Annotated in this window: 16 protein-coding genes; 3 read left to right on the top strand and 13 right to left on the bottom strand. The window is 64.8% G+C overall.

Going from position 1 to position 23303, the window contains the following annotated elements; all coding sequences use genetic code 11:
* Window positions 1-17: 17 nt before the first annotated feature.
* Together NLM27_RS13270 and NLM27_RS13265 are read right to left on the bottom strand one after the other, a co-directional pair.
* Entirely contained in the window at window positions 18-1421 is a 1404-nt protein-coding gene (locus NLM27_RS13270) for an efflux RND transporter periplasmic adaptor subunit (protein ID WP_254143718.1), read from the bottom strand.
* A complete protein-coding gene (locus tag NLM27_RS13265) occupies window positions 1411-2862 on the bottom strand; it encodes an efflux transporter outer membrane subunit (protein WP_254143717.1) in 1452 nt (483 codons plus the stop codon). The genes NLM27_RS13270 and NLM27_RS13265 overlap by 11 nt, the downstream gene beginning before the upstream one ends.
* Before the next feature lie 773 nt (window positions 2863-3635).
* Between NLM27_RS13265 and NLM27_RS13260 the strand changes: the two genes are divergently transcribed.
* On the top strand, window positions 3636-4670 hold the full coding sequence (locus tag NLM27_RS13260) for a cysteine synthase A (RefSeq protein WP_254143716.1): 1035 nt from the start codon (window positions 3636-3638) through the stop codon (window positions 4668-4670).
* Window positions 4671-4731: 61 nt separating this feature from the next.
* Here the strand turns inward: NLM27_RS13260 and NLM27_RS13255 are convergent, their stop codons facing one another.
* The 6 genes from NLM27_RS13255 to NLM27_RS13230 all read right to left on the bottom strand — a co-directional run bounded on the left by NLM27_RS13255 (window position 4732) and on the right by NLM27_RS13230 (window position 13931).
* Window positions 4732-6975, bottom strand: coding sequence for a tetratricopeptide repeat protein (locus NLM27_RS13255; RefSeq protein WP_254143715.1), 2244 nt, complete (start codon window positions 6973-6975; stop codon window positions 4732-4734).
* Window positions 6976-7077: 102 nt separating this feature from the next.
* Window positions 7078-9318 carry a tetratricopeptide repeat protein gene (locus NLM27_RS13250; protein WP_254143714.1) on the bottom strand — a complete coding sequence of 747 codons (2241 nt, stop codon included), beginning with the start codon at window positions 9316-9318 and terminating at the stop codon, window positions 7078-7080.
* A gap of 99 nt (window positions 9319-9417) precedes the next feature.
* A complete protein-coding gene (locus tag NLM27_RS13245) occupies window positions 9418-10155 on the bottom strand; it encodes an amino acid ABC transporter ATP-binding protein (protein WP_254143713.1) in 738 nt (245 codons plus the stop codon).
* 11 nt (window positions 10156-10166) lie between these two features.
* Window positions 10167-11687 carry an amino acid ABC transporter permease gene (locus tag NLM27_RS13240; RefSeq protein WP_254143712.1) on the bottom strand — a complete coding sequence of 507 codons (1521 nt, stop codon included), beginning with the start codon at window positions 11685-11687 and terminating at the stop codon, window positions 10167-10169.
* Window positions 11684-12889 (bottom strand): amino acid ABC transporter permease, encoded by a 1206-nt coding sequence (locus NLM27_RS13235; protein ID WP_254143711.1) that lies wholly within the window; start codon window positions 12887-12889, stop codon window positions 11684-11686. The genes NLM27_RS13240 and NLM27_RS13235 overlap by 4 nt, the downstream gene beginning before the upstream one ends.
* Before the next feature lie 25 nt (window positions 12890-12914).
* A complete protein-coding gene (locus NLM27_RS13230) occupies window positions 12915-13931 on the bottom strand; it encodes an amino acid ABC transporter substrate-binding protein (protein WP_254143710.1) in 1017 nt (338 codons plus the stop codon).
* A gap of 396 nt (window positions 13932-14327) precedes the next feature.
* Here NLM27_RS13230 and metC point away from each other — a divergent pair, with 396 nt between their 5' ends.
* Window positions 14328-15512, top strand: a complete 1185-nt coding sequence (gene metC / locus NLM27_RS13225; RefSeq protein ID WP_254143709.1) for a cystathionine beta-lyase — start codon at window positions 14328-14330, stop codon at window positions 15510-15512.
* Window positions 15513-15711: 199 nt separating this feature from the next.
* On the top strand, window positions 15712-17406 hold the full coding sequence (locus NLM27_RS13220) for a Na/Pi cotransporter family protein (RefSeq protein ID WP_254143708.1): 1695 nt from the start codon (window positions 15712-15714) through the stop codon (window positions 17404-17406).
* 8 nt (window positions 17407-17414) lie between these two features.
* Here NLM27_RS13220 and NLM27_RS13215 read toward each other — a convergent pair whose 3' ends face one another.
* From NLM27_RS13215 to pbpC, 5 genes are all read right to left on the bottom strand, one after another.
* Window positions 17415-17753: a lipid-A-disaccharide synthase N-terminal domain-containing protein gene (locus tag NLM27_RS13215; protein ID WP_254143707.1), complete on the bottom strand. Its 339-nt coding sequence runs from the start codon at window positions 17751-17753 to the stop codon at window positions 17415-17417.
* The gene (locus NLM27_RS13210; RefSeq protein WP_254143706.1) at window positions 17750-18487 is read right to left on the bottom strand and encodes a glycosyltransferase family 2 protein; all 738 of its coding nucleotides are present in this window, start codon (window positions 18485-18487) and stop codon (window positions 17750-17752) included. The genes NLM27_RS13215 and NLM27_RS13210 overlap by 4 nt, the downstream gene beginning before the upstream one ends.
* Before the next feature lie 63 nt (window positions 18488-18550).
* The gene (locus NLM27_RS13205; RefSeq protein ID WP_254143705.1) at window positions 18551-19396 is read right to left on the bottom strand and encodes a phosphatase PAP2 family protein; all 846 of its coding nucleotides are present in this window, start codon (window positions 19394-19396) and stop codon (window positions 18551-18553) included.
* A complete protein-coding gene (locus NLM27_RS13200; RefSeq protein WP_254143704.1) occupies window positions 19397-21139 on the bottom strand; it encodes a glycosyltransferase family 39 protein in 1743 nt (580 codons plus the stop codon).
* Window positions 21140-21189: 50 nt separating this feature from the next.
* Window positions 21190-23298 (bottom strand): penicillin-binding protein 1C, encoded by a 2109-nt coding sequence (pbpC, locus tag NLM27_RS13195; RefSeq protein ID WP_254143703.1) that lies wholly within the window; start codon window positions 23296-23298, stop codon window positions 21190-21192.
* Window positions 23299-23303 lie beyond the last annotated feature (5 nt).

Here is a 23303-nt window from a genome sequence, read left to right as displayed (position 1 = left end):
AGCGGCTGTTGTCGGGATCATGGCTGCTTGGCTCCACTTCCCGATGCCCCCGGCCCCGGTGCCGGCCCGGTCTGTCCCTTCTGGTCGCCTTCGCTGCTCTTCCGCTTGGCGCGGAATTCGCCGTCCTTGCCTTGTCCGTCCTTCTGGTGATCCTTCTGGCCTTCCTTGGCGCCATCCTTCTTCTGAGCGTCCGGCCCGCGCGAGCGCTTGCGCGGCGCGAGATCGGCCGAAGGGGTCTGGTCGTCGCGGCCGACCATCACCTTGGAGCCGTCGGACAAATTTGCAAAGCCCGTGGTGACGACCTTGTCGTTCGGCGACAGGCCGCTGGCGATGACGGCGTCATGCTCGTTCTGCTGGGTGACCGTCACGGGCTTGGCCGAGACGACGTTGTCCTCGCCGATGACGTAGCTGAAGGTGCCGATCGGACCGCGCTGCACCGCGGAGGTCGGCACCACCAACGCCTGCATCAAGGTCTCGACCTTGAGGCGGACATTGACGAACTGGCCAGGCCACAGCTGGTAATTGGCGTTGGGAAACTCGGCCTTGAGCTTGAGCGTGCCGGTGGTCGGGTCGACCTGGTTGTCGATGCCGGTGAGCTTGCCGGTGTCGATCACGGTGATGCCGTCATTGCCAAACACATCGACGGCAAGCGTGCCCTTTGCCGCCGCGGCGTTGACGCGCATGATCTGCTGCTGCGGCAGGCTGAACCACACCGCGATCGGCTGTAATTGCGTGATGACGACGAGGCCGGTGGTGTCGGAGGCGTGGATAATGTTGCCCTGGTCGACCTGGCGCAGGCCGGCGCGGCCCGAAAGCGGCGCCACGATCTTGGTATAGCTCAGTGTCGCGGCCGCGTTGTCGATTGCGGCCTGATCGGCTTTCACCAGAGCCTCGGTCTGCGCCACCAGCGCGCGCTGGGTGTCGGCCTGCTGCTTGGAGCCGGCGTTGGACGCCGCGAGCTGCTCATAGCGCGTGAGGTCGATGCGCTGGTTGGCGAGCTGGGCCTGATCCTGCGCCTTCTTGGCGATGGCCTGGTCGTACTGCGCCTGATAGATCGCCGGATCGATCTCGCCGAGGACGTCGCCCTTCTTGACGTCCTGCCCTTCGATGAAATTGACGGCGATCAGCTTGCCGTCGACCTGCGAGCGCACGGTCACGGTGTTGAGCGCGCGGATCGCCCCGACGCCGTCGAGATAAACCGGCACGTCCTGGATGCGCGGGCTCGCCGCCAGAACGGGCACCGGCAGATCGGGCCGCTGGTTGCGGTTGTTGGTCTGCTGCTGATGGAAGACGGTCCAGCCGAGATAACCGAGCCCGCCGAGGATCGCGAGCGTTATCAGGATCATGACGAAGCCGCGGCCGCGCGATTTTTTCGCCGTCCCCTGTTCCGCGTCCTGCTTCGTGTCCGGCTTAAAGAGCATTGACCGGTTTCTCCATCCTCGGCTCCCAACCGCCGCCGAGCGCCTGATACAGGCTGACGATGGCGAGAAGCCGTGCGAGTTGGGCCTGCGACAGTGCGTCTTCCGCCTGGAACAGGGTCAGTTGGGTGTTGAGCACGGTCACGATGTCGGCGGTGCCGGCGCGCAATTGCTGCTCGGAGAGATCGAAGGCGCGGCGCGAGGCGACAACGACGTCGCGCTGCAATTGCAGCTTGATCGTGGTCTGCTTGATCGAGAACAGCGCGTTGTCGACGTCGGCAAAGGCCTGGACGATGGTCTTGCGGTAGGTCTGAAGCAGTTCGTCCTGCCGCGCCTTGGCGAATTCGAAATTGCCGAGGATCCTGCCGCCGTCGAAGATCGGCTGCGTGGCGCTGCCGACGAGCTGGAAGAAAGCGGCATGCGGCTGGAACAGCGAGACCAGCGCCGAGCTCTGATAGCCGCCATTGCCGGTCAACTGGATCGTCGGAAAGAACTGCGCGCGGGCATTGCCGACGTTCGCAGTGGCGGAGGCGAGCTGCGCCTCCTGCCTGCGAATGTCGGGCCGCTGCGTCAGGAGCTCCGACGGCAGGCCGGGCGTCACGCGAGGGATCGCCATCCGGTCCAGGGAGCCGCCGAGCACGCGCACACTCTCGGGCGGCCGGGAAACCAGCACGGCGAGCGCGTTGACATTCTGGTCGAGCGTCTGGCGCAGCGGCGGCACCAGGGCTTTCTGGTTCGCAAGCACGCTCTCCTGCTGGGCGACGTCGAGGTCGGTGCCGGTGCCGGCCTTGCGGCGCTCCTTGACGGCGTCGAGGATGCGCTGCGCGCTCGCGATGTTGCGCTGGGACGTCCTGATGCGGTCCTGCGAGGCCAGCACCTGGAAATAGGCGTTGGCGACGGCTGCCAGCGTCGTCAGCGCGACGGTGTCACGATCGAAGCGGTTGGCGTTGGCGGTCTCCTCGGCGGTCTGCAGCGCGTCGCGGTTCTGGCCCCAGAAGTCGAGCTGGTAGCTCGCGCTCAGCGAAGCCGAATAGTTGACGACCTCGCGCCCGCCGATGGACAGGCCCGAGGCGCTCGAGCCCGAGGTGCGTGAGTAGGTTTCCGATCCGCCCGTCGACACGCTCGGCAGCAGCGCCGCTCCCGCCTGCCGCGCCTGGGCGTCGGCCTGGACGATGCGTGCGACGGCAGCGGCGATGTCGAGGTTGACGGTCTGCGCCTCCTCCATCAGCTGCGTCAGCTCGGCAGAACGGAAGCCGCGCCACCAATCCAGCGATGGCGGCGCATCCCCCTTGCCGGCGTATTTGTACTGCGTGGGAACATCGAGCGCAGGATCAGGAAGATCCTGCGTCAGCACGCAAGCGCCGGAACTGGCCGCGAGGCAAAGCGCCGCGAGCCAGCGCGCCGCGCGCCGCGTCCGGGACGGCGAACCAAGGGACCGCCACATGGCGATCGCAGGAACATCCTGTGTCACATCCACCCCCCGCCGGGCAGATCGAGCCGCCACCGCGAAGCCGGATTAACCGATTCGCGGCGGCACAGTCGGGGGGCGTTGGGTAACTCGTTCACAGCTATGATGCTTTCTGCGGAACCTGAGACTCATACTAGCTGGGCGCGGAACTGCGGGACAGTCCCGCAGGTGCGAGAGGCACGCCGGAACAGACAAGCGCCGGAATCGCGTAAATACAAAATATCCCTGTCTTGCAGGGATTTTTTGTATTTCGGCGTCGTCCCGACACGCGCTCAAGCTTACTAAGATTTCATGTGATATTGCCGCAACAGCGGCGCGGCTCGATCCCGTCTCAAGGCTTAGCTGCATTTGCGCGACTTCAGCTCGGTCGCGAGGTCTGGCCGGGCCACTTTCACGAGATCGTCAATTGCCGAAAACGAGTGCGCCTCGTGCACGCAGATTGGCCTCCAAACTCCACGCGCCCTCCACCCATTTCGGCATCGCCATCCCGCCTCAGGCAAAGATCGTCGTGAGGGCTGCCCGCGACGATCGTGATCTTCCGTGCTCCGACGACGATCGCCGATATTCTCCTACCGATATCCCGCCTCGCGGCCCGGCACATCATCGCCGGGTCTGCGCCCTCAAGAATATTCCTGCAGCGGCGGAGACTGCGGCCGGTTTCGCCGCAGCGCAAAAGCCTTCCCCTTTGGCCTTGCAAGCACTAGGTTCTGGCCAGCCTGATCAACCCTTTGCCAGTGATTTCCCCCGATATGACCATCAATAACGACGTTGTCGAAGCCATCGGCAACACCCCGCTCATCAAGCTCAAGCGCGCTTCGGAATTGACCGGCTGCACCATTCTGGGCAAGGCCGAGTTCATGAATCCCGGCCAGTCGGTGAAGGACCGTGCCGGCAAATGGATGATCCTGGAGGCGGAAAAGCGCGGCGAGCTCAAGCTTGGCGGTCTCGTGGTGGAGGCAACCGCCGGCAATACCGGCATCGGCCTTGCGGTCGTCGCCAGCGCCCGCGGCTACCGCACCCTCATCGTGATCCCAGAGACGCAGAGCCAGGAGAAGAAGGATTTCTTGAAGCTGTGCGGCGCCGAGCTGATCGAGGTGCCGGCCCTGCCCTATGCCAACCCCAACAACTACCAGCATGTCGGCCGCAGGCTCGCCGACGAGCTGCGCAAGACCGAACCGAATGGCGTGCTTTTCGCCGACCAGTGGAACAACCTCGACAACGCCAAGGCGCATTACGAATCCACCGGACCTGAGATCTGGGAACAGACCGGCGGCAAGGTCGATGGCTTCGCCTGCTCGGTCGGCAGCGGCGGCACGCTCGCCGGCGTCAGCCGCTATCTGAAAGAGAAGAACAAGAACATCCGCATCGCCTGCGCCGATCCGCACGGCGCCGGCATGTACGAATATTTCAGGACCGGCGATGCCAAGGCGACGCCCGGCGGCTCGATCACCGAAGGCATCGGCCTCAACCGCGCCACGGCGATCGTCGAGACAGCCAAGGTCGATGAGGCCTATCTCATTCCCGACGCCGAAGCCGTCAGCGCGATCTACGAGCTGCTCCAGCACGAAGGCCTGTGCCTCGGCGGTTCGACCGGCATCAATATCGTCGGCGCGATACGCCTTGCGAAGCAGCTCGGGCCCGGCAAGACGATCGTCACCGTCCTCTGCGATTCCGGGAGCCGCTATCAGTCGAAGCTGTTCAACGCGGACTTCATGCGCGCCAAGAACCTTCCGGTGCCGGAGTGGCTGGAGAAGCGCAGCAACATCAAGCCGCCCTTCGTCTGATAACCGCAGGATTCCTCACATCCGGAAAGCGCGCGCCCACGGGGCACGCGCGGCCGGCTCTCTACGCGACCCCGCCGCTCTCTGGAGCCGAGGCACAATAGTCGCGCCAGAACTGGCGATAGCCCGCCTCGACCCTGCGCGTGTAGATCTCGACATTGCCGGCGGGTGAAGCTGCGATCCGCGCCGGCAACTCCGCCCGTAACTTCGCGAGATGCTCAGGCTGCGCCGCGTATTTGCACGCGATTGCGGCGTAGCCATCGTTGTCCTCGGCGACCCAGTCGTCGAGACCGGCGGCCGCCACGATGGCACCGCCGGCGCGCGACGAGGCGCCGTTGCCGAGCTTGGCGACGACCGGAACGCCCGCATAGAGGGATTCCCAGGTGCTGACGCCGCCATTCTGCGGGAAAGTATCGAGGGAGATATCGACCTGCGTGAAGGCCATGAGGTGCTCATGGCGCGGGGTCGAGCCCATGCAGATGACGTTCTCTTCGGCGATGCCCTGTGCCACGAAGCGCGCGATCAGACCGTCGCGCAGCAAGGAATCATCAAGCAGGGTATGCTTGATGATGATCTTCGATCCGGTCACCTCGCGCATCACTTTCGCCCACACGCGGATCGCCTCGTCCGAGATCTTGTAGATGCGGTTGAACACGCCGAAGGTGACATGGCCGTTGCGGAGCATGGGAAGCTCCGACCGCGGCACATCCAGGATAGGGTCGGTCGTGATCAGGCACGGCAGGTCGTGAACCTTCTCGGCGAGCAGATGCCGCGCCGATTGTGGAATGAAGACCGGATCGGCCAGCACGTAGTCCATGGTCTGAAGGCCCGTACCGGTCGCATGCCCGAAGCCCGTGACCTGGATGGGAGCCGGCTTGCGGGCGAAGACAGGGAGCCTGTTGCCGGTCGAATGCCCGGATACGTCGATCAGGATATCGACCTTGTCGGCCTGGATACGATCGGCCAGCTCGTCGTCCGAGAGCTGCCAGGCGTCGACCCAGACGTCCGCCAACGATCTGAATTCGGCGGTCATCTCGTCCTGCAACGGCGAGCAGGAATAGCAGACGATTTCGAATTGGGCATGATCGTGATGGCGCAGCACCGGCAGCAGGCCGAACGCCGCCGAGTGGTACCAGAATTCGGCAGCGACATAACCGATCACGATCCGCCTGTCAGGATCAATCTGCCGGGGTGCGAGCTTCCTTTGCGGCAATCTGGCGCCGATCGCTTCCCACCAATATTTTCGCGCTGCCTGTTGGACCGCGAAATCGGCCTCGGGGAGAAAATCCAGAAAATGGATTTTCCGCGCGATCAAGTCCGCATTGTCAGGCGCGATTGTCAGCGCGGCGTCGAGATGTTCGATCGCGGATGCGATCTCGCCCTGGTTTGCAAAACAGGCGCTCAGCAGCGTCATCGCGATCGCGGAGCGCGGATTTTCCTCGAGCAAGGTCTTGACGGCCGCGATCGCCTGCGCCGTGTTCCCCAGAGCAAGCGCGACCTGCGCCTTTCCCTGCAAGGCCACCTCGAGCCTTGGCGAAAGCGCAAGCGCTGCATCAAAATCCGCTGCCGCCTGTCCCGATCGCGACAGATCGAGATGGAGCCGTCCGCGGTGCGCCAGGGCCTTCGCCGAATTGGGCCTGACCATCAGCGCCGCTCCGAGCGCGGCTTCCGCTTCATCGTAGTGCTTGAGCTCGATACTGACCACGCCCTTGCCGACGAGTGCTTCCACATGACGCGACTGAAACACCAAGGCGCGCTCGAAACTCTGCTTGGCGCGGTCAAACTGGCCCAGCGTCAGCTCCGCCAGGCCACGATTGCAAAGCGCATCGGCATGGTCCGGCTTCAGCCGAATGGCGCGGTCGTACGCTTCGATGGCTTGCGCAGGCAGGCTCAGATGCAACAGCGTATTGCCGAGATTGGTCAGGGCCTGCGGAAAATTCGGCTTCAGCGCGATCGCCTTCTCCTGACATGCGCGGGCGGCTTCGAATTGGCCGAGCCCCAAATGCACAGTCGCGAGATTGTTGTGGGCCTCGTGCGAACGCGGGTCGATTGCGATCGCGCGCTCGAGCAGCTGCTGCGCCTCTCCCAGGCGGCCGCCTTGATGCGCGCACAGACCGAGCAGATGCGTGGCGTCGAAATGATCAGGAACGGCTTGCAGGACCTGGCGGCAGAGCGCCTCGGCCTCCGTATATCTGCCCTGGCCATGAGCGGTTGCCGCCGCGGAGATGATAGCGTCCGCCTGCTTCTTCAGTTTCTTCTGCAATCGCGCGTTCTGGAACGCGCGCGCGCCGGCGCCGCTACTCTGCAAGGTGTCTCTCCGGAGGATGGCCTGGAGAGAGACTAACTGATTCGCAGCCAGCACCGCCCTGTGAGCGGGACCAGCAACGCCCCGGGGACGCAACCGACCTGCCTACGCAACGTCGTCGCCTTCCGAGGCAGCGGCACAATAGTCGCGCCAGAACTGGCGGTAACCCGCCTCGAGCTCACGCGTGTAGATCTCGACATTGCCGGCCGGCGAAGCTGCGATCTGAGCCGGCAGCCCTGCGCGCAACTTCACGAGGTGATCGGGCTGCGTCGCAAATTTGCGGGCGATCTCGACATAGCCCTCGTCATCCTCTGCGACCCAGTCGCTGAGGCCGACGGCAGCCACGATGGAGGCACCGGCACGCGAGGAGGCTCCGTTGCCGAGCTTGGCCACGACGGGAACACCCTTGTAGAGCGATTCCCAGGTGCTGATGCCGCCATTCTGCGGGAACGTATCGAGAGAAATATCGATATTGGCAAAGGCCAGCAGATGGTCGTTGCGCGAGGTGGAGCCGAGGCAGGTGATATTCTCCTCGGCAATGCCCTGGGCCACGAATCGCGCGACCAGGCTGTCGCGCAGCAGGGGATCATCGAGCAGCCCATGCTTGAGGATGATCTTCGATCCCGGCACCTCTTGCATCACACGCGACCACACACGGATCGCATCGTCCGAGATCTTGTAGATGCGGTTGAACACGCCGAAGGTGACGTAGCCGTTGCGGAGCATCGGCAGCTCGGAGGGCTGCTGATCCGAGACGGGCTCCATCGTGATCAGGCACGGCAGATCGTAGATCTTTTCGGGAAACAAGTGCCGAACCGATGGCGGAATGAAAATGGGATCCGCGAGCACGTAGTCCATGGTCTGCATGCCCGTGCCCGTCGCGTGTCCGAAGCCCGTGGCCTGGATCGGGGCCGGCTTCCGCGCGAAAGCATTGAGTCTGTTACCGGTCGTGTGGCCCGAAACGTCGATCAGGATATCGACATTGTCGGCCTGAATGCGGTCGGCCAGTTCGTCGTCCGACATCTGCCAGGCGTCGACCCAGACGTCCGCGAGTGGCTTGAACTTGGCGGTGTACTCATCCTGCACAGGCCAGCAATAATAGCAGATGATCTCAAACTTGGCGTGATCGTGATGGCGCAGCACCGGCAGCAAGGTGAGGCCGGCCGAGTGTTGCCGGAATTCGGCAGCGACGTAGCCGACCACGATCCGCTTTTCCGGATCACGCGGCCGCTGCGGCAGCGTCCTTCGCGGCTGCTTGGCCCCGATCCGGTCCCACCACTCCCGTCGCACCGCCTGCTGGACCGCGAAATCGGCCTCGGCGCGGTAATCCTGCAAGAAGATCTTGCCTCTGATCGCATCCCCATAGTCCGGTCGGATCGCCAACGCGCGATCGAGATATTCGATCGCGGTGTCGATCTCTCCCTGGTTTGAATAGGCGAAGCCCATCAGCGCCACCCCGATTTCGGAGCGCGGATTTTGCTCGATCAAGGTCGTGGCGGCGGCAATCGCCTGCGCGGTCTTACCCTGGATGAGGCAGGTCTGTGCCTTCCCCCGCAGGGCAAGTTCGAGCTTGGGGGAGATCGCCAGCGCAGCCTCGAAATCGCCAAGTGCCTCGTCGAGCCGCTGCAGCTCGAAACTGAGCCGCCCACGCTGGGCCAGGATCCTCGGCGAGCCGGGCTTGATCGCGAGGGCCATGGCAAACTTGGCCGCCGCCTCGTCGTGGTGCCGCAGCTCGATGCTGACCATGCCCTTGCCGACCATAGCCTCCGCGTGGCGCGGCTGAAACAGCAGGGCGCGATCGAAACTTTCCTTTGCGCGAGTGATCTGTCCCAGCAAGATCTCGACCATGCCGCGATTGCAGAACGCATCGGCACAATCCGGCTTCAGCTTGATGGCGCGCTCGTGCAGCTCGAGCGCCTCTCCGAACCGCCCCAGATGCATCAGCGTGTTGCCGAGATTGGTTAGCGCGACCACGAAATTCGGCTTGAGCGCGATGGCCTTCTCCTGACACCGCCGCGCCCCTTCGTAGTCACCAAGGTCGAAATGGACGGTCGCGAGATTGTTATGGGCATCGTGCAGGCGCGGATCGAGCTCGATCACGCGTTCAAGCAGCTGTTGCGCCTCCTCCAGGCGCCGGCCGTCATGCGCGCACATGCCGAGCAGGTGCATGGCGTCGACATGATCCGGAATTGCTTTCAGGATCTCACGGCAGAGCGTCTCGGTCTCGGCATATTTGCCCTGGCCATAAGCGGCGGCCGCGGCGGAGATGATGGCGTCCGCCTGCTTCATCAATTTTTTCTGCAATCGCGCGTTCTGGAACGCGCGCGCGCCGCCGCTGCTCTGCAAGGTGTCTCTCCGGAGGATGGCCCGGAGAGAGTCTAACTGATTCGCGGCCGGGGCCGGCCGATCGGCTTGACCGGGGACGCCCCCGGGATTTCCCGGGGCTCAGCGCAGGATCTGGCTCAGGAACAGTTTTGTGCGGGCGTGCTGCGGGGCGGCGAAGAACTCGTTCGGCGTGTTGGCCTCGATGATCTGGCCGGCGTCCATGAACACGACGCGGTTGGCGACCTCGCGGGCAAAGCCCATCTCGTGGGTCACGACCAGCATGGTCATGCCCTCCTCGGCGAGGTCGACCATGGTGTCGAGGACTTCCTTGACCATTTCGGGGTCGAGCGCCGAGGTCGGCTCGTCGAACAGCATCACCTTCGGGTTCATGGTCAGGGCGCGGGCGATCGCGACGCGCTGCTGCTGGCCGCCGGACATCTGGCCCGGAAACTTGTTGGCCTGGTGCGGGATCTTGACCCGCTCCAGGAATTTCATGGCGGTCTCCTCGGCATCCTTCTTGGGGATGTTGCGCACCCAGATCGGCGCCAGCGTGCAATTATCGAGGACCGTGAGGTGCGGGAACAGATTGAAGCTCTGGAACACCATCCCGACCTCGCGGCGTACCGCGTCGATATGCTTGAGGTTCGGCCCGAGCTCGATGCCGTCGACGACGATCTCGCCCTCCTGGAATTCCTCCAGCGCGTTGATGCAGCGGATCAGCGTCGACTTGCCCGAGCCCGAGGGCCCGCAGATCACGATGCGCTCGCCCTTGTGGACCTCGAGGTCGATGTCGCGCAGGACGTGAAACTCGCCGTACCATTTGTTGAGGCCGGAAATCTTGACGATGGGGTCGGACATGGTGAGCTCCATCAGTTGCGGCGGTGAGCGTTGAGGCGGTGCTCGACGAAGAGCGAGTAGCGCGACATTCCAAAGCAGAAGATGAAGTAGATGATGCCGGCAAAGGCAAAGCCGGTAAACGCGGTCGACGGCGTCGACCATTTCGGATCCGAGAACGAGGCGCGAAGCGAGCCGAGCAGATCGAACAGCGCCACGATCGAGACCAGCGAGGTGTCCTTGAACAGCGAGATGAAGCTGTTGACGAGGTTCGGAATGACGTGGCGCAGCGCCTGCGGCAGCACGATCAGCGAGGTCGTCTTCCACCAGGACAGCCCCAGGGCCGCGGCGGCCTCGCCTTGCCCGCGCGGAATCGCGGCGAGGCCACCGCGGACGTTCTCGGCCTGATAGGCTCCCGTGAACAGCGCAATGCCTATCAGAGCGCGCACGAGGCCGTCGACGGAGAAATTGCCGGGCAGGAACAGCGGCAGCATGTAGGTGGCGAAGAACAGCACGGTGATCAGCGGCACGCCGCGCCAGAACTCGATGAAGGCGATCGAGAATATCCTGATCAGCGGAATGGTGGAACGGCGGCCGAGCGCCAGCGCGATGCCGATCGGCAGCGAGGTGACGATGCCGGTGACGGAGACCACCAGGGTCACCAGAAGCCCGCCCCATAGATTGGTTGACACGACCGGCAATCCGCCACGGTCGAGGCCCATCAACGTGATGACGATGGCGATGGCAATGAAGGTGGCGATGCTGGATGCCAGAGCCCGCCCGCCGGTGCGAACGCCGCCGCCGAGAACGAAGGCGATCAGGCACGCGATCGCGGCCGTGACCGCGAAATCGGCCCAAACCGGCTGCGCCATCCCCTGGATGTGATCGCGCAGCCAGGTGAGCGGAAAGATCAGCCAGGAGATTACCGTGCCGACCAGCACGATGAGGCTTCCGACGACCCACAGCAGCGGAGCGACGGCAGAGGTCTTGCTGAGACTGAGCAGCGCCTGCCCGGCACCGATGATGCTCTCGTCGAACAATTGCAGCAGGCCGGCCGTCCAGCTCAGGCCGAAGCCCTTGATGCCGCCGCCGTGCAGCAGGAAGAATGCGACCACCGGAAAGGCGACGAAGAACAGGCTGGCATTCAGGCCCTTCGCCGGCAGCCGTGGAACGAGCATCGGCACCAGCAGGGCTATTGCCAAGACGAAAGTGAGATTGACCCGCCAGCGTTCGGCCTCGGGATAGAAGCCGTAGATCAGCTGCGGCAGCTTGGCCTGGATGTAGGGCCAGCAGGCGCCGACCGCAAAGCCGGCATTCTCGGTCAGGCAGGCGGCGCGGTCCTGACCGGTCCAGACCGCATCGACCATCAGGAACTTGACGGAGGGAATGATGGTGAACCAGAGCAGCAAAGCGCCCACGATCGTGAGCAGGATGTTGGTCGGCGAATTGAACAGGCGGGTGCGCAGCACGCCGATGAAGCCTGTGGTCTTGATTGGCGCAGGACGCTCGGCGACCAGGTCATGACGGACGAAGGTGGACGTGGTGATATCGCTCATGCGCCGAGGCTCCGGCTGACGCGCCAACCATAGACGCTCATGATCGCGCTGGTGACGAGGGAGATCAGGAGATAAACGCCCATCGTCATGGCGATGATCTCGATCGCCTGCCCGGTCTGGCTCAGCGAGGTGCCGGCGAAGACCGACACGAGGTCAGGATAGCCGATCGCGACCGCCAGCGAGGAATTCTTGGTCAAATTGAGGTACTGGTTGGTCAGCGGCGGCACGATGACCCGCATGGCCTGCGGCACGACGATCAGACGAAGCGTGGTGCCGCGGCTCAAGCCCAGGGAGGATCCCGCCTCCATCTGTCCCTTGTGGACCGACAGGATACCGGCACGCACGATCTCGGCGATGAAGGCGGCGGTATAGGTCGACAGCGCCAGCGTCAGCGCCACGAATTCCGGGATGATGCGCGAGCCGCCGGCGAAATTGAACCCCTTGAGCTGCGGCAGTTCGAAGGTGAAAGGCAGACCTGATACCAGCATGGTGGCCAGCGGCAGCCCGAACAACAGGCCCAACACATAGGGCCAGATCCGGATCATCCGCCCTTCCTGAAACAGCGCGCGACGCGCATAGATGCGCAGGGCCAATGCGGCGACGATGCCGAGCGCCAGCATCGCCAGGAATGGCTCGAGGCCGGGCTCGCCGATCGGGCTGGGAACGACGAGGCCACGATTGCTGATGAAGGCAATGCCAAGCAGCGAAATGCTCTGCCGCGGATTGGGCAGCGCCGCCAGCACCGCGAGGTACCAGAACAGGATCTGGAACAGGAGCGGCAGATTGCGGATGATCTCGACATAGATCTCGCCGACGCGCGACAGCAGCCAGTTCGGCGACAGTCGGCACAGCGCGACGATGAAGCCGATCACGGTGGCGAAGACAATGCCGACCACCGAGACCACGAGCGTATTGAGAAGCCCGACCACGAACACGCGCAGGAACGTGTCGGAGCCGGTGTAGGAGATCAGGGTCTGATTGACGTCGAAGCCGGCATTGTTCCGGAGGAAGCCGAAGCCGGCGGCAATGTGCTGGTTCTCGAGGTTGGCGCGGGCGTTGGAGACGATCTCATAGCCGATCCAGCCCAGGATCGCCGCGAAGGCAAACTGGACGGCAACGCCGTTCCAGCCTGCCTTGCCGCCCAGCATGCGCCTTATCTTCAGCGCGATCTGGGGCGGCGGTTTACGGGCCTCGGTGCTCATCGCCGCGAGCCGCGGATCAGGGCGATCAGCGGATCGGCGGCGCGTACTGGAGACCGCCCTTGTTCCAGAGATTGTTGAGACCGCGATTGATGGCGAGCGGCGAGCCCGCGCCGACGTTGCGATCGAATACCTCGCCGTAATTGCCGACCGCCTTCACGATCCGCACCACCCAGTCCTTGGTCAGGCCGAGCTGTTCGCCGAAATTACCGTCGCTGCCGAGCACGCGCTTCAGCTCCGGGTTTTCCAGCTTCGCCTTCTCGTCAACATTCTTGGAGGTCACGCCGAGCTCTTCGGCGGTGATCATCGCAAACAGGGTCCATTTCACGATGTCGAACCACTGGTCGTCGCCGTGGCGCACCATCGGCCCGAGCGGCTCCTTCGAGATGATTTCGGGGAGCACCATATGGTCGTTGGGATTGGCAAGCTTGAGGCGATTGGCGTACAGGCCCGACTGGTCGGTGGTGAAGACGTCGCAGCGGCCAGCTTCGTAGGCCTTGACCGTTTCGTCGTTGGTGCCGAACGCGATCACCTCGTACTTCATGTTGTTGGCCTTGAAGTAGTCGGCGAGATTTTGCTCGGTGGTGGTGCCGGTCTGCACGCAGACCGAGGCGCTGTTGAGCTCGAGCGCGGAGTTCACCTTGAGCGACTTCTTCACCATGAACCCCTGCCCGTCATAATAGGTCACGCCGGTGAAGTTGGCGCCGAGCGAGGTGTCGCGCGAGATGGTCCAGGTGGTGTTGCGCGAGAGCACGTCGATCTCGCCGGATTGCAACGCCGTGAAGCGATCCTTGGCGGACAGCGGCACGTACTTGACCTTGGTCGGATCGTTGAAGATCGCGCCGGCGATGGCCCGGCAGACGTCGACGTCGAGGCCGGTCCAGTTGCCCTTGTCGTCGGGCGACGAGAAGCCCGGCAGGCCTTGGCTGACGCCGCAGGACAGCATGCCCCGGTCCTTGATGGTCTTGAGCGTTTGCGCATCGGCGGCTTGGGCAGACAGGCCGGCGGCGAGAGCAAGAGTGAGAGCCAGGGTTACGCGTTTCATGGGCTTTGGGCCTTTCAAGGTCGTCTCAAGGTCGGGAACGTTGTCTTTGGGGTCATCGCTGCCAGGGCTAATCGTACCAAGGCTAGCCTTGCAAGAGTCATGCTGGAAAACCTAGCCGAACACCCACCGATCCCGGGAGGCCATACCTTGATCCCCGCCGGAAGGCACCCGCCATGATGGCTGTGACGCAAAGTCCGGTCAGGCGATGGATCAAAGGTCGCGGCAGGCCCCTCAACATGCGGCGACTGAATAGCACCTGCGCATCACAGAACGACTGGCGTTCCGGGTCAAGGGGTTGACGGGACTCTTCTGTGTTCTGTTATTAACGACAGCGGCCTTTCGGCCAGCCCATGGGCGCGACGCGCCCGCTGGAAACGCGGTTTTGAAGGCAGACGCATGGATTCCTCGAACTCCTCCCAGCAGCAGGCCGAGACCCGGCTGGTCACCTCCGGCCGCGACACCAAGGCGCAGAAGGGGTTCGTCAATCCGCCGGTGTTCCACGGCTCGACCGTGCTCTATCCGACCGCCGAGGACCTGCACGCCCATCGCGGCGAGTTCACCTATGGCCGCCACGGCTCCCCCACCACCAAGGCGTTCCAGGAGACGCTGATGGCGCTGGAGGGGCCGCAATGCGCCGGCGTCGGCATCGTGCCGTCGGGGCTGTCGGCGATCTCCACTACCCTGCTCTCGGTGCTGAAGACCGGCGACCACATCCTGGTCTGCGACAACGTCTACCGGCCCTCGCGCAATTTCTGCAACGGCATGCTCACCCGCTATGGCGTCGAGACCACCTACTTCGATCCGATGATCGGCGCCGCCATCGACAAGCTGTTCAAGCCCAACACCCGTGCCGTTCTGGTGGAGGCGCCAGGCTCGCAGTCGTTCGAGATGCCCGATATCCGCGCCATCGCCGAGGTCGCGCATGCCCGCGGCGCGCTCGTCATCGACGACAACACCTGGGCGACGCCGCTCTATCACCGCTCGCTCGACCAGGGCGTCGACATCAGCATGCAGGCGGCCACCAAATATATCGGCGGCCATTCCGACATCATGTTCGGCACCATCTCGGCCAACGCCAAGGCCTGGCCGCAGATTGCCGAAGGCATCCGCCTGCTCGGCGTCTGCGCCGGTCCCGACGACGTCTTCCTGGCGCTGCGCGGTCTGCGCACTCTGTCGGTGCGGCTGGCGCAGCATCATCGTTCGGGGCTCGACATGGCGCGCTGGCTCGCGGCCAGACCGGAGGTCGCGCGCGTGCTGCATCCGGGACTGGAGACCGATCCAGGTCATGCGATCTGGAAGCGCGACTTCACGGGCGCCTCGGGCCTGTTCAGCATCGTGCTGAAGCCGGCCCCGCAGAAGGCCGTCGACACCATGCTCAACACGCTGAAACTGTTCGGCATGGGCTTCTCCTGGGGCGGCTTCGAGAGCCTTGCGATTCCCTTCGATTGCGATGCCTATCGCACCGCGACCAAGTGGGCGCCCGGCGGTCCGACGCTGCGCCTCCACATCGGGCTCGAAAGCGTCGACGACCTCAAGGCGGATCTCGATCGCGGCTTCGCCGCCCTGAAGGCGGAAATGTGAGCCTGCTCACAAGGCATCGGGCCTGAGGACGCGGCATCGCACCGGCCGACGCGCAAGGGCGCGACGCGGCGGACGCGCAAATGCGCGCCGCGGGAACGGGGAGCCGCCGCAAACGTTAACGCCGATGCGCCAACAAATGGTTTGATCCGCTGCCGTTTGGCGCTAGCCTCACCAATCGACTCTCATCAGGACACGGAGCATGGGAACGTTGGTTCTGCTCGATCTCATGGGCGGCGTTGCGTTATTGCTGTGGGGCCTGCACATGGTCCACAGCGGGATCTTGCGCGCCTTTGGTCCCGACCTGCGCCGCCTGCTCGGCAAGGCGCTGAGCAACCGCCTCAGCGCGTTCGCCGCCGGCCTCGGGCTCACCGCGCTGCTCCAGAGCAGCACGGCGACCGCCCTGATCACCAGTTCATTCGCCGCCGAGGGCCTCGTCACCCTCGCCGCCGCACTCGCCATCATGCTCGGGGCCAATGTCGGCACGACGCTGATCGTGCAGGTGCTGTCGTTCAACATCGCGGCCGTTGCACCGGTGCTGTTCGTGCTCGGGCTCGTGGCCTTCCGCTCCGGCCCGCGATCGCGGATCAAGGACATCGGCCGCGTCTGCATCGGCCTCGGCCTGATGCTGCTCTCGCTGCACATCCTGCTCGACACGCTGGCGCCGGCGGAGAACGCGCCCGGCGTCCGTGTCGTGATGTCGGCCATCACGGGCGATCCCATTCTGTGCATCGTCATCGCCGCGCTCGTCACCTGGGCGGTGCATTCGAGCGTCGCCAGCGTTCTGCTGATCATGTCGCTGGCCTATTCGCAGTTCATTACGCCCTACGCAGCCCTCGCGCTGGTACTCGGGGCCAATCTCGGCAGCGCCATCAATCCCGTGTTCGAGGGTGCCAGGCGCGACGATCCCGCGAGCTATCGCCTACCGGTCGGCAATCTCGTCAACCGCGTGATCGGGATTGCTCTCGTCCTGCCCTTCCTGGGCGTGATCGCCGAGCACATGCACGCCTGGCAGCCCGATCTCGCGCGGATGACGGCGGCGTTCCACATCGCCTTCAACGTCGGCACCGCCGTCCTCTTCATCGGCCTGCTCGATATCATGTCGCGCCTGTTGACCCGGCTGCTGCCCGATCGCGTCCAGGAGGCCGATCCAACCCGCCCGCGCTATCTCGACGAGACCGCGCTGGAGACGCCGTCACTGGCGCTCGCCGACGCCGCCCGCGAGACCCTGCGCATGGGCGACCTCGTCGAGGTCATGTTGCGCAAGGTGATGGCGGCTATGATGACCGGCGACCGTGCGCTGGTCGACCAGGTCTCGAAGATGGACAATGCCGTCGACGGTCTCGACGAGGCCATCAAGCTTTACGTGACCAAGCTCATGCGGGGCAGCCTGGACGAAAGCGAAGGACGACGCGCGATGGAGATCATCTCCTTCGCCATCAACCTCGAACATATCGGCGACATCATCGATAAGAGTCTGAGCGAACTCGCCACCAAAAAGATCAAGCGGCGCTTCCAGTTCTCGGCCGAGGGCGCCGAGGAGCTCGCCGCCTTCCACAAGCGCACGATGGATTCGCTCCGCATCGCCTTCGGCGTCTTCATGTCGGGCGACGCCAATGAGGCGCGCAAGCTGCTCGTGGAGAAAACGGCGCTGCGCAACACCGAGCTTGCCGCTGTCGAGCGCCATCTCGACCGGCTGCGCGAGGGCCGCCCCGAGACCATCGAGACCACGTCGTTGCATCTGGACGTGCTGCGCGATCTGCGCCGCATCCACTCGCACATCTGCTCGGTCGCCTATCCCGTGCTGGACGCGGCCGGCGAACCCTATCATCGCCGGAACGAGGCCGATCAGGCCGCCCTGCCCGCGTCAGGCGCGGCGTCGGTGTTGCCGCGGTAGAAGCCCGGTCAGCGGTCCAGCGTCTTCGACCCGCTGCCGCGATTCTTGATGATCAGCATGATGTTGCGGATGTAGATGATGGTCGCGAGCGACTGTCCGAGGATGATGACCGGCTCGCGCTTCACGACGCCATAGACCAGCGTCATCAGTCCGCCGCCCATCGAGCAGAACCAGAACGCCATCGGCACCACGCTGTTGCCGGCGCGCTCGCTTGCGATCCACTGCACCAGAAATCGCGCGGTGAAGAACAATTGCGCGACGAGGCCGAATGCGAGCCAGAAGTCGAACTTGGCGACGAAGACGTCGTAGAGATAGTTGCTCAGCGCCTGACCGTATTGGATGATCATGCGTTCACCTCGGTCACATCTGGAGTCGGCTTCTTTCGGCGGATCAGCCACCACACGCCGGCGAGATCCATGATGCCGATCCACAGCCGGTCGAAGAAGCCATAATTCGATACGCCGGAGTGGCGTGGCCGGTCGATCACATCGACATAGGCGATGTCGTAGCCTTCGCGGCGGACCAGCGCCGGCAGGAAGCGATGCAGCCCGTCGAAATAGGGCAGCATCAGGAAAACGTCGCGCCGGAACGCCTTCAGGCCGCAGCCGGTGTCGCGCGTGCCGTCCTTCAGGATCGCGTTGCGAACCCCGTTCGCAATGCGTGACTGAAGCTTCTTGAAGCCGGTGTCCTTGCGCCCGATCCGCTGGCCGGCGGCGAGCCCGACCCGCCCCGCTCCCTTCTCGACCGCCGCGATGAGGTCCGGCAGGAAGGCCGGATTGTTCTGGCCATCGCCGTCGAGCGTCGCCACGATCACCCCGCGCGCCGCACGCACACCGCTGCGCACGGCCGCCGATTGGCCGCCCGATCTCGCATGGCGCAGCTGACGCAGATTGGACCGCTGTGTCATGATGGCGGCAAGCCGCTCACCGGTCGCATCGGTCGAGCCGTCGTTGACGTAGATGATTTCATAGGCCCAGCGACCATCGAGCGCTGCCGTGATCTCCTCGATCAGCGGCGCGACGTTGTCGGCTTCGTTGCGCACGGGAACGACGATGGAAACCGAAGGCTGGAACGTCGACAAATCAAGGCTCGTGGTTGGAATTGGCCTGCCTCGGGGAACCGGCGGCCCGGCAGGCAGCCGCTTTTATGGGGCGGATGCCCCGTGGGCAACCCTTTTGAAGCGGCCTGAAATCGCCCCCGGAAGAGGCACAATGGTGCCGTCGGCACGGATAGCAAAGCCGAGCCGGCGCGCCGCGAACCAGTAGCGCACCGCCATGGCGCCGACCATGCCGACCAGGGCGCCGGCCACGACGTCGCTCGGGTGATGCGCGAGCAGCACCAATCGTGTCAGCAGGATCACGATTGCGTAAGTGAACATGAAGACGCGCAGGCGCGGCCACAGCGCCGAGACCGCGAACGCCAATGCGAACGCCGTCACCGCATGGCCTGACGGCAAGCTGGCATGGGCCCCCGTTCCCTCGAACGGAATGAAGTTGAAGGGATCGGCCTTGCCGCCGACGAACGGACGTCCGCGGCCGATGAGATATTTCAGGATCTCGGCGACGAACACCGACGCGGCAACAGACAGAAACAGGAATTGCAGGCGCGTGCCGAGACCGAGCAGCAGCGCACGGCGGGTGCCGTGAAGTCCGGCCGCAACGAGCGCCAGGGCCACCAGCACAACCCCCAGCACCGAGAGCACATACTCGTCCTTGCCGAAATCGGTGAGGATGCGGATCGGCCACAGGCTTGGTGTGCCGCGTGCCGGCATCAACAGGATCTCGGTCTGGTCGAACGCGAGCATCAGCGCGATGACCAGGGCTGCGCCTGCCACGCTAAGCCACAGCGAATGCCGCGCCAGCTTTCGGGCGGCCTCGGCGCGGCGCGAATGCGAGGGCGTGCGGACAAGCTGCGCCAGCGCATGCCAGGATACCGCGAGCAATTGCGCGGGATAGCCCGTGCGAGGCGCGATATCGTTCGCGGCCGGCATCTATTCGGTACCTTCCGAGCGGAAGATGGAGATCGATATCGCACGCCCTTGCGAGAAATTATAGCCGTCGATGCGCGTGCCGACCTTGTAACGCAGTCCGATCGCCTCGGCGCGCTGCACGAAGCTGCGCTCCGAGCGTTGCTCGATCAGTGCGAAGCGACAGGTGCCCTGCCGCAGGAAGTCGGCCGCGCCGGAACCGTCGGTGAGCAGCGTCTTGGTGCCCGTCAGGAAGACGAGGCTGGGCTCGTGATAGCCGGCAGCAGCCGCCTTCGGCCCGACGCAGGTAACGTTGCGAAGCGCGCGCGCGATCTCGATGCTCGGAAACAGCGGGGTCAAGGACGGCAGCACGATGCCGTAGACGGTCACCGCCAGCATCAGCGCGGCCACGAGCGCATTGAGCAGCGAACGCTCGGCGCGATTGTTGTCGTAGAGCCACCAGGCGAACAGGCCGAAGATCAGCGACGCCGCGATGAACGGCCAGGCCACGAAGGCCGGCTGGCGCGTCAGCATCACTGCGCCGACCACAGCGATGATCGAGGCGGCTGCGGGGATCGCGAACCACCAGGCCGCACCGCGCATCAGCCAGGACCGCGACAGCACACGCCGTTCCAGCGCGCCCGCGGTCAGGATCGCGATCGCGGGGTACAGCGGCAGCACGTAATGCGGCAGCTTGGTCAGCACGGCCTCGAACACGATCCAGGACGGGATCAGCCAGGCCAACAGGAACTGCGCGCCGGGCTCGCGCCGCGCCCGCCACACTGCAGGCGCCGCCATCGCCGCGAGCGGCGCACCGGGCCAGAACGTGATCCAGAACAGCGCCAGATACAGTCCGGGCGGCGCGCCATGGGATTCCTGGGCGCCGAGCTTGCTCAGCATATCGCCGCCGACGGAATCGGCGAAGAAGGCATCGCCGGCGCGCCAGAAGATCGCGACGAACCAGGGCAGCACCAGCACCAGCGTCCACATCAGGCCCCAGACCGGGCGCAGCTTCCACAGCCAGGAGGCGTCGCGGTCCTGAATCGCCAGCGCCACGATGGTCAGGCCCACGAACATCAGGATCAGCGGACCCTTGATCAGGATTCCGACGGCCAACGCGCTCCAGAAGATCGCCGGCCAGCTCCAGGGCGGATGGGTCTCGTCCTCGGCGCGCTGCCAGGACAGATAGGCCCGCGCCATCGCCCCCATCGCGGCGACCACGCAGAACAGCAGCATTGCGTCGGTTTTGGCGAGCCGCGCCTCGACACCGAGCAGCACCGAAGCGCACATCATCAGCGCCGCCAGCACCGCGGCGCGCCGCGTGACAAAGCCGAGCGCTGCCCAATAGGTCATGAGCACGGCGCCGATCGCGCCCAACAGCGACGGCAGCCGGTAGACCCAGATGCGCAATTCGGCCTTCGGCAGCTTGAGTGCCGCAGCGGTTTCAACAGCGGCCGATTGCAGCCAGTAGATGCCGACCGGCTTCTTGTAACGGACGTCTTCCTGGAAGCGGATGTCGACATAGTCGCCGCTCTCGACCATCTGCTTGGTGGCCTGGGCAAAGCGCGCCTCGTCGCGGTCGATCGGCGGGATGGTGAAGAAGCCTGGCAGGAACAGGAGCAGCGCGCACACCAGCAGGAAGCCGACCGCACGGGCGTTGCTGGTCGTGACGAAATCGAGCATGCGCACGAGCCCGCTGCCCGGATTTACGGGCGATTTCGGCTCGCGGGGCGCTCCAAAACGGGGAGTTGGATAGGTCTCGGCCATTGGTTCCGCTTACGCTGAAACCGCCATCGCCACAACCGCTTAAGCCGCGCTCATTGAATTCGAATGACAACTGTGTCCGCGGCGCCCGTGGCATCGATCACGGTAAGCCGAGCAAAGCCCGGACCGGGCGGATCGATCAGCCGCTGGCGGCGTCCGTCGATCTCGGCGAGCGCGGTGCCGTTAACCATGACGGTCATGGGCAGCACGCCGCCGGCGACCTTGACCGGCATGGCGGCGCTCTCCCGGCCACCCGATCGATCGACGTCGATCCGCGAACCGTTGAGCGGAAACTGGATGTGCAGCGCCTGCTCGCCCCCGGTGCGCACCAATTCCCCGACGGGACGGAACCGCCTCAGCGGCAACGGCAGCTTGGTGTTGCTCGCCACCAGGGTTCCCTTGGGCGGCTTCGGCAACGGAGCCAGCGTCTTGCCGGTCCGGGCGAAGGCATCGAACAGGATCGGCGCGGCAGCAACGCGCCCGATCAGGCCGGGAACCGGGGCACCGTCGGGTCGGCCGACCCAGACGCCGATGGTCATGCGGCCGTCGAAGCCGACCGACCATGCGTCGCGGTAGCCGTAGGAAGTGCCGGTCTTGAAGGCGATGCGGTTATGGGCGGCGTTCTCCGGGGGCGGCGTGCCCAGGAGCACGTTGCCGACCTGCCAGGCGGCGACCTGATCCAGCAGGCGCATCGGCTCGCGGTCATCCCTGTCAGCCATGACCTCGCGAAGCGGCTTGGTGGTGCCGAGCCGGGCGAAACCCGTATAGAGCTGGGTGAGGTCCTGGAGCGTCACGCCGACGCCGCCGAGACCCATGGCGAGCCCCGGCGCCTCGTCCTTGGGCAGCACGAGATTGCCGCCAGCCTGCCGCAGCCGCGAGGCCAGCCGACTGGAGCCGACCCGATCGAGCAGCACGATCGCCGGCACGTTCAGCGACAATTGCAGCGCCTTCCTCACCGGCACCGTGCCCTGGAACGTCATGTCGAAATTTTCCGGCGCGTAGGAGCCGAACCGGACCGGCCGGTCGTCGATCAGGCTCTCGGGATGCACGAAGCCGTCCTCGAAGGCGAGCCCGTAGATGAAGGGCTTCAGCGTCGAGCCCGGCGAGCGCACGGCGCGGGTCATGTCGACCTGCCCTGCCCGGCTCTCGTCGAAATAATCGGCCGAGCCGACGCGGGCGAGCACGTCGCCGCTCTCATTGTCGACCACGATGATGCCGACCGAGATGTTCGGCCCGAGCGCAATGGCGCGATCACGGGCCAGCGGCTCCAGCACCTTCTGCAGGTTCGCATCCAGCGTCAGCTTGATGACCGGCGTGTCCTTTACGGTCGAAAGCGCGGTGTCGGAGGCATGCGGCGCCAGGATCGGCATCGGCTTGCGCAGCTTTGGAATGGGAACGGCCTTGGCCTGCTTTGCATCCTCAAGGCTGACCTGATGCTCGGAGACCATGCGGTCGAGCACGCGGTCGCGGGCGATGCGTGCTGCTTCGGGATGGCGATCGAGCCGGCGCGTCTCTGGCGATTGCGGCAGAGCCACCAGCAGCGCGGCCTCGGCCAGCGACAGCCGCTTCGGCTCCTTGCCGAGATAGGCGATGGAGGCGGCACGGATGCCTTCGAGATTGCCGCCGTAAGGCGCGAGCGCGAGATAGAGGTCGAGGATCTGCTCCTTGCTCAGGGTTCGCTCGATCTCGATGGCCCGCACCATCTGCCGCAGCTTGGCATAGAGCGAGCGCTGCCGCCGCGGCTCCATCAATCGCGCAAGCTGCATGGTGATGGTCGAGCCGCCCGACACGATGTGGCCGCGCGTTGTGAGCTGCAACGCGGCGCGTCCCAGCGCCAGCGGGTCGATGCCGTCATGGGCGTAGAAGCGCTGGTCCTCATAGGCCAGCAGCAGCTTCAGATAGGTCGGATCCACATTCGTCCTGGCATCGACCGGCAGCCGCCAGCGACCGTCGGCCATGGCATAGGCGCGCAGCAGCTTACCGTTGCGATCGACGATTGTGGTGGAGACCTGCCGCGCCTCGTCGAGCGGCAGCGGGCCGAGGGAGTAGACCCATCCGACGAAGCCGATGATGGCGAAGATGAATGTGAGAGCGGACGCTGAAAGGATACGAAAGCCCCAGCCCCGTGCGCCGTCATGGCCGGGCTCGTCCCGGCCATCCACGTTCT

Source organism: Bradyrhizobium sp. CCGB12, from assembly GCF_024199845.1.
Taxonomy (GTDB): Bacteria; Pseudomonadota; Alphaproteobacteria; order Rhizobiales; family Xanthobacteraceae; genus Bradyrhizobium.
Note: the sequence above shows the minus strand (reverse complement) of the source record. Positions and strands in the feature narration are given on the sequence as shown.

Coding starts and splice junctions, on each gene's coding strand:
- NLM27_RS13270 (WP_254143718.1), bottom strand. CDS start 1,421: ATGCTCTTTAAGCCGGACACGAAGCAGGACGCGGAACAGGGGACGGCG.
- NLM27_RS13265 (WP_254143717.1), bottom strand. CDS start 2,862: ATGTGGCGGTCCCTTGGTTCGCCGTCCCGGACGCGGCGCGCGGCGCGC.
- NLM27_RS13260 (WP_254143716.1), top strand. CDS start 3,636: ATGACCATCAATAACGACGTTGTCGAAGCCATCGGCAACACCCCGCTC.
- NLM27_RS13245 (WP_254143713.1), bottom strand. CDS start 10,155: ATGTCCGACCCCATCGTCAAGATTTCCGGCCTCAACAAATGGTACGGC.
- NLM27_RS13240 (WP_254143712.1), bottom strand. CDS start 11,687: ATGAGCGATATCACCACGTCCACCTTCGTCCGTCATGACCTGGTCGCC.
- NLM27_RS13235 (WP_254143711.1), bottom strand. CDS start 12,889: ATGAGCACCGAGGCCCGTAAACCGCCGCCCCAGATCGCGCTGAAGATA.
- NLM27_RS13230 (WP_254143710.1), bottom strand. CDS start 13,931: ATGAAACGCGTAACCCTGGCTCTCACTCTTGCTCTCGCCGCCGGCCTG.
- metC (WP_254143709.1), top strand. CDS start 14,328: ATGGATTCCTCGAACTCCTCCCAGCAGCAGGCCGAGACCCGGCTGGTC.
- NLM27_RS13220 (WP_254143708.1), top strand. CDS start 15,712: ATGGGAACGTTGGTTCTGCTCGATCTCATGGGCGGCGTTGCGTTATTG.
- NLM27_RS13215 (WP_254143707.1), bottom strand. CDS start 17,753: ATGATCATCCAATACGGTCAGGCGCTGAGCAACTATCTCTACGACGTC.
- NLM27_RS13205 (WP_254143705.1), bottom strand. CDS start 19,396: ATGCCGGCCGCGAACGATATCGCGCCTCGCACGGGCTATCCCGCGCAA.
- NLM27_RS13200 (WP_254143704.1), bottom strand. CDS start 21,139: ATGGCCGAGACCTATCCAACTCCCCGTTTTGGAGCGCCCCGCGAGCCG.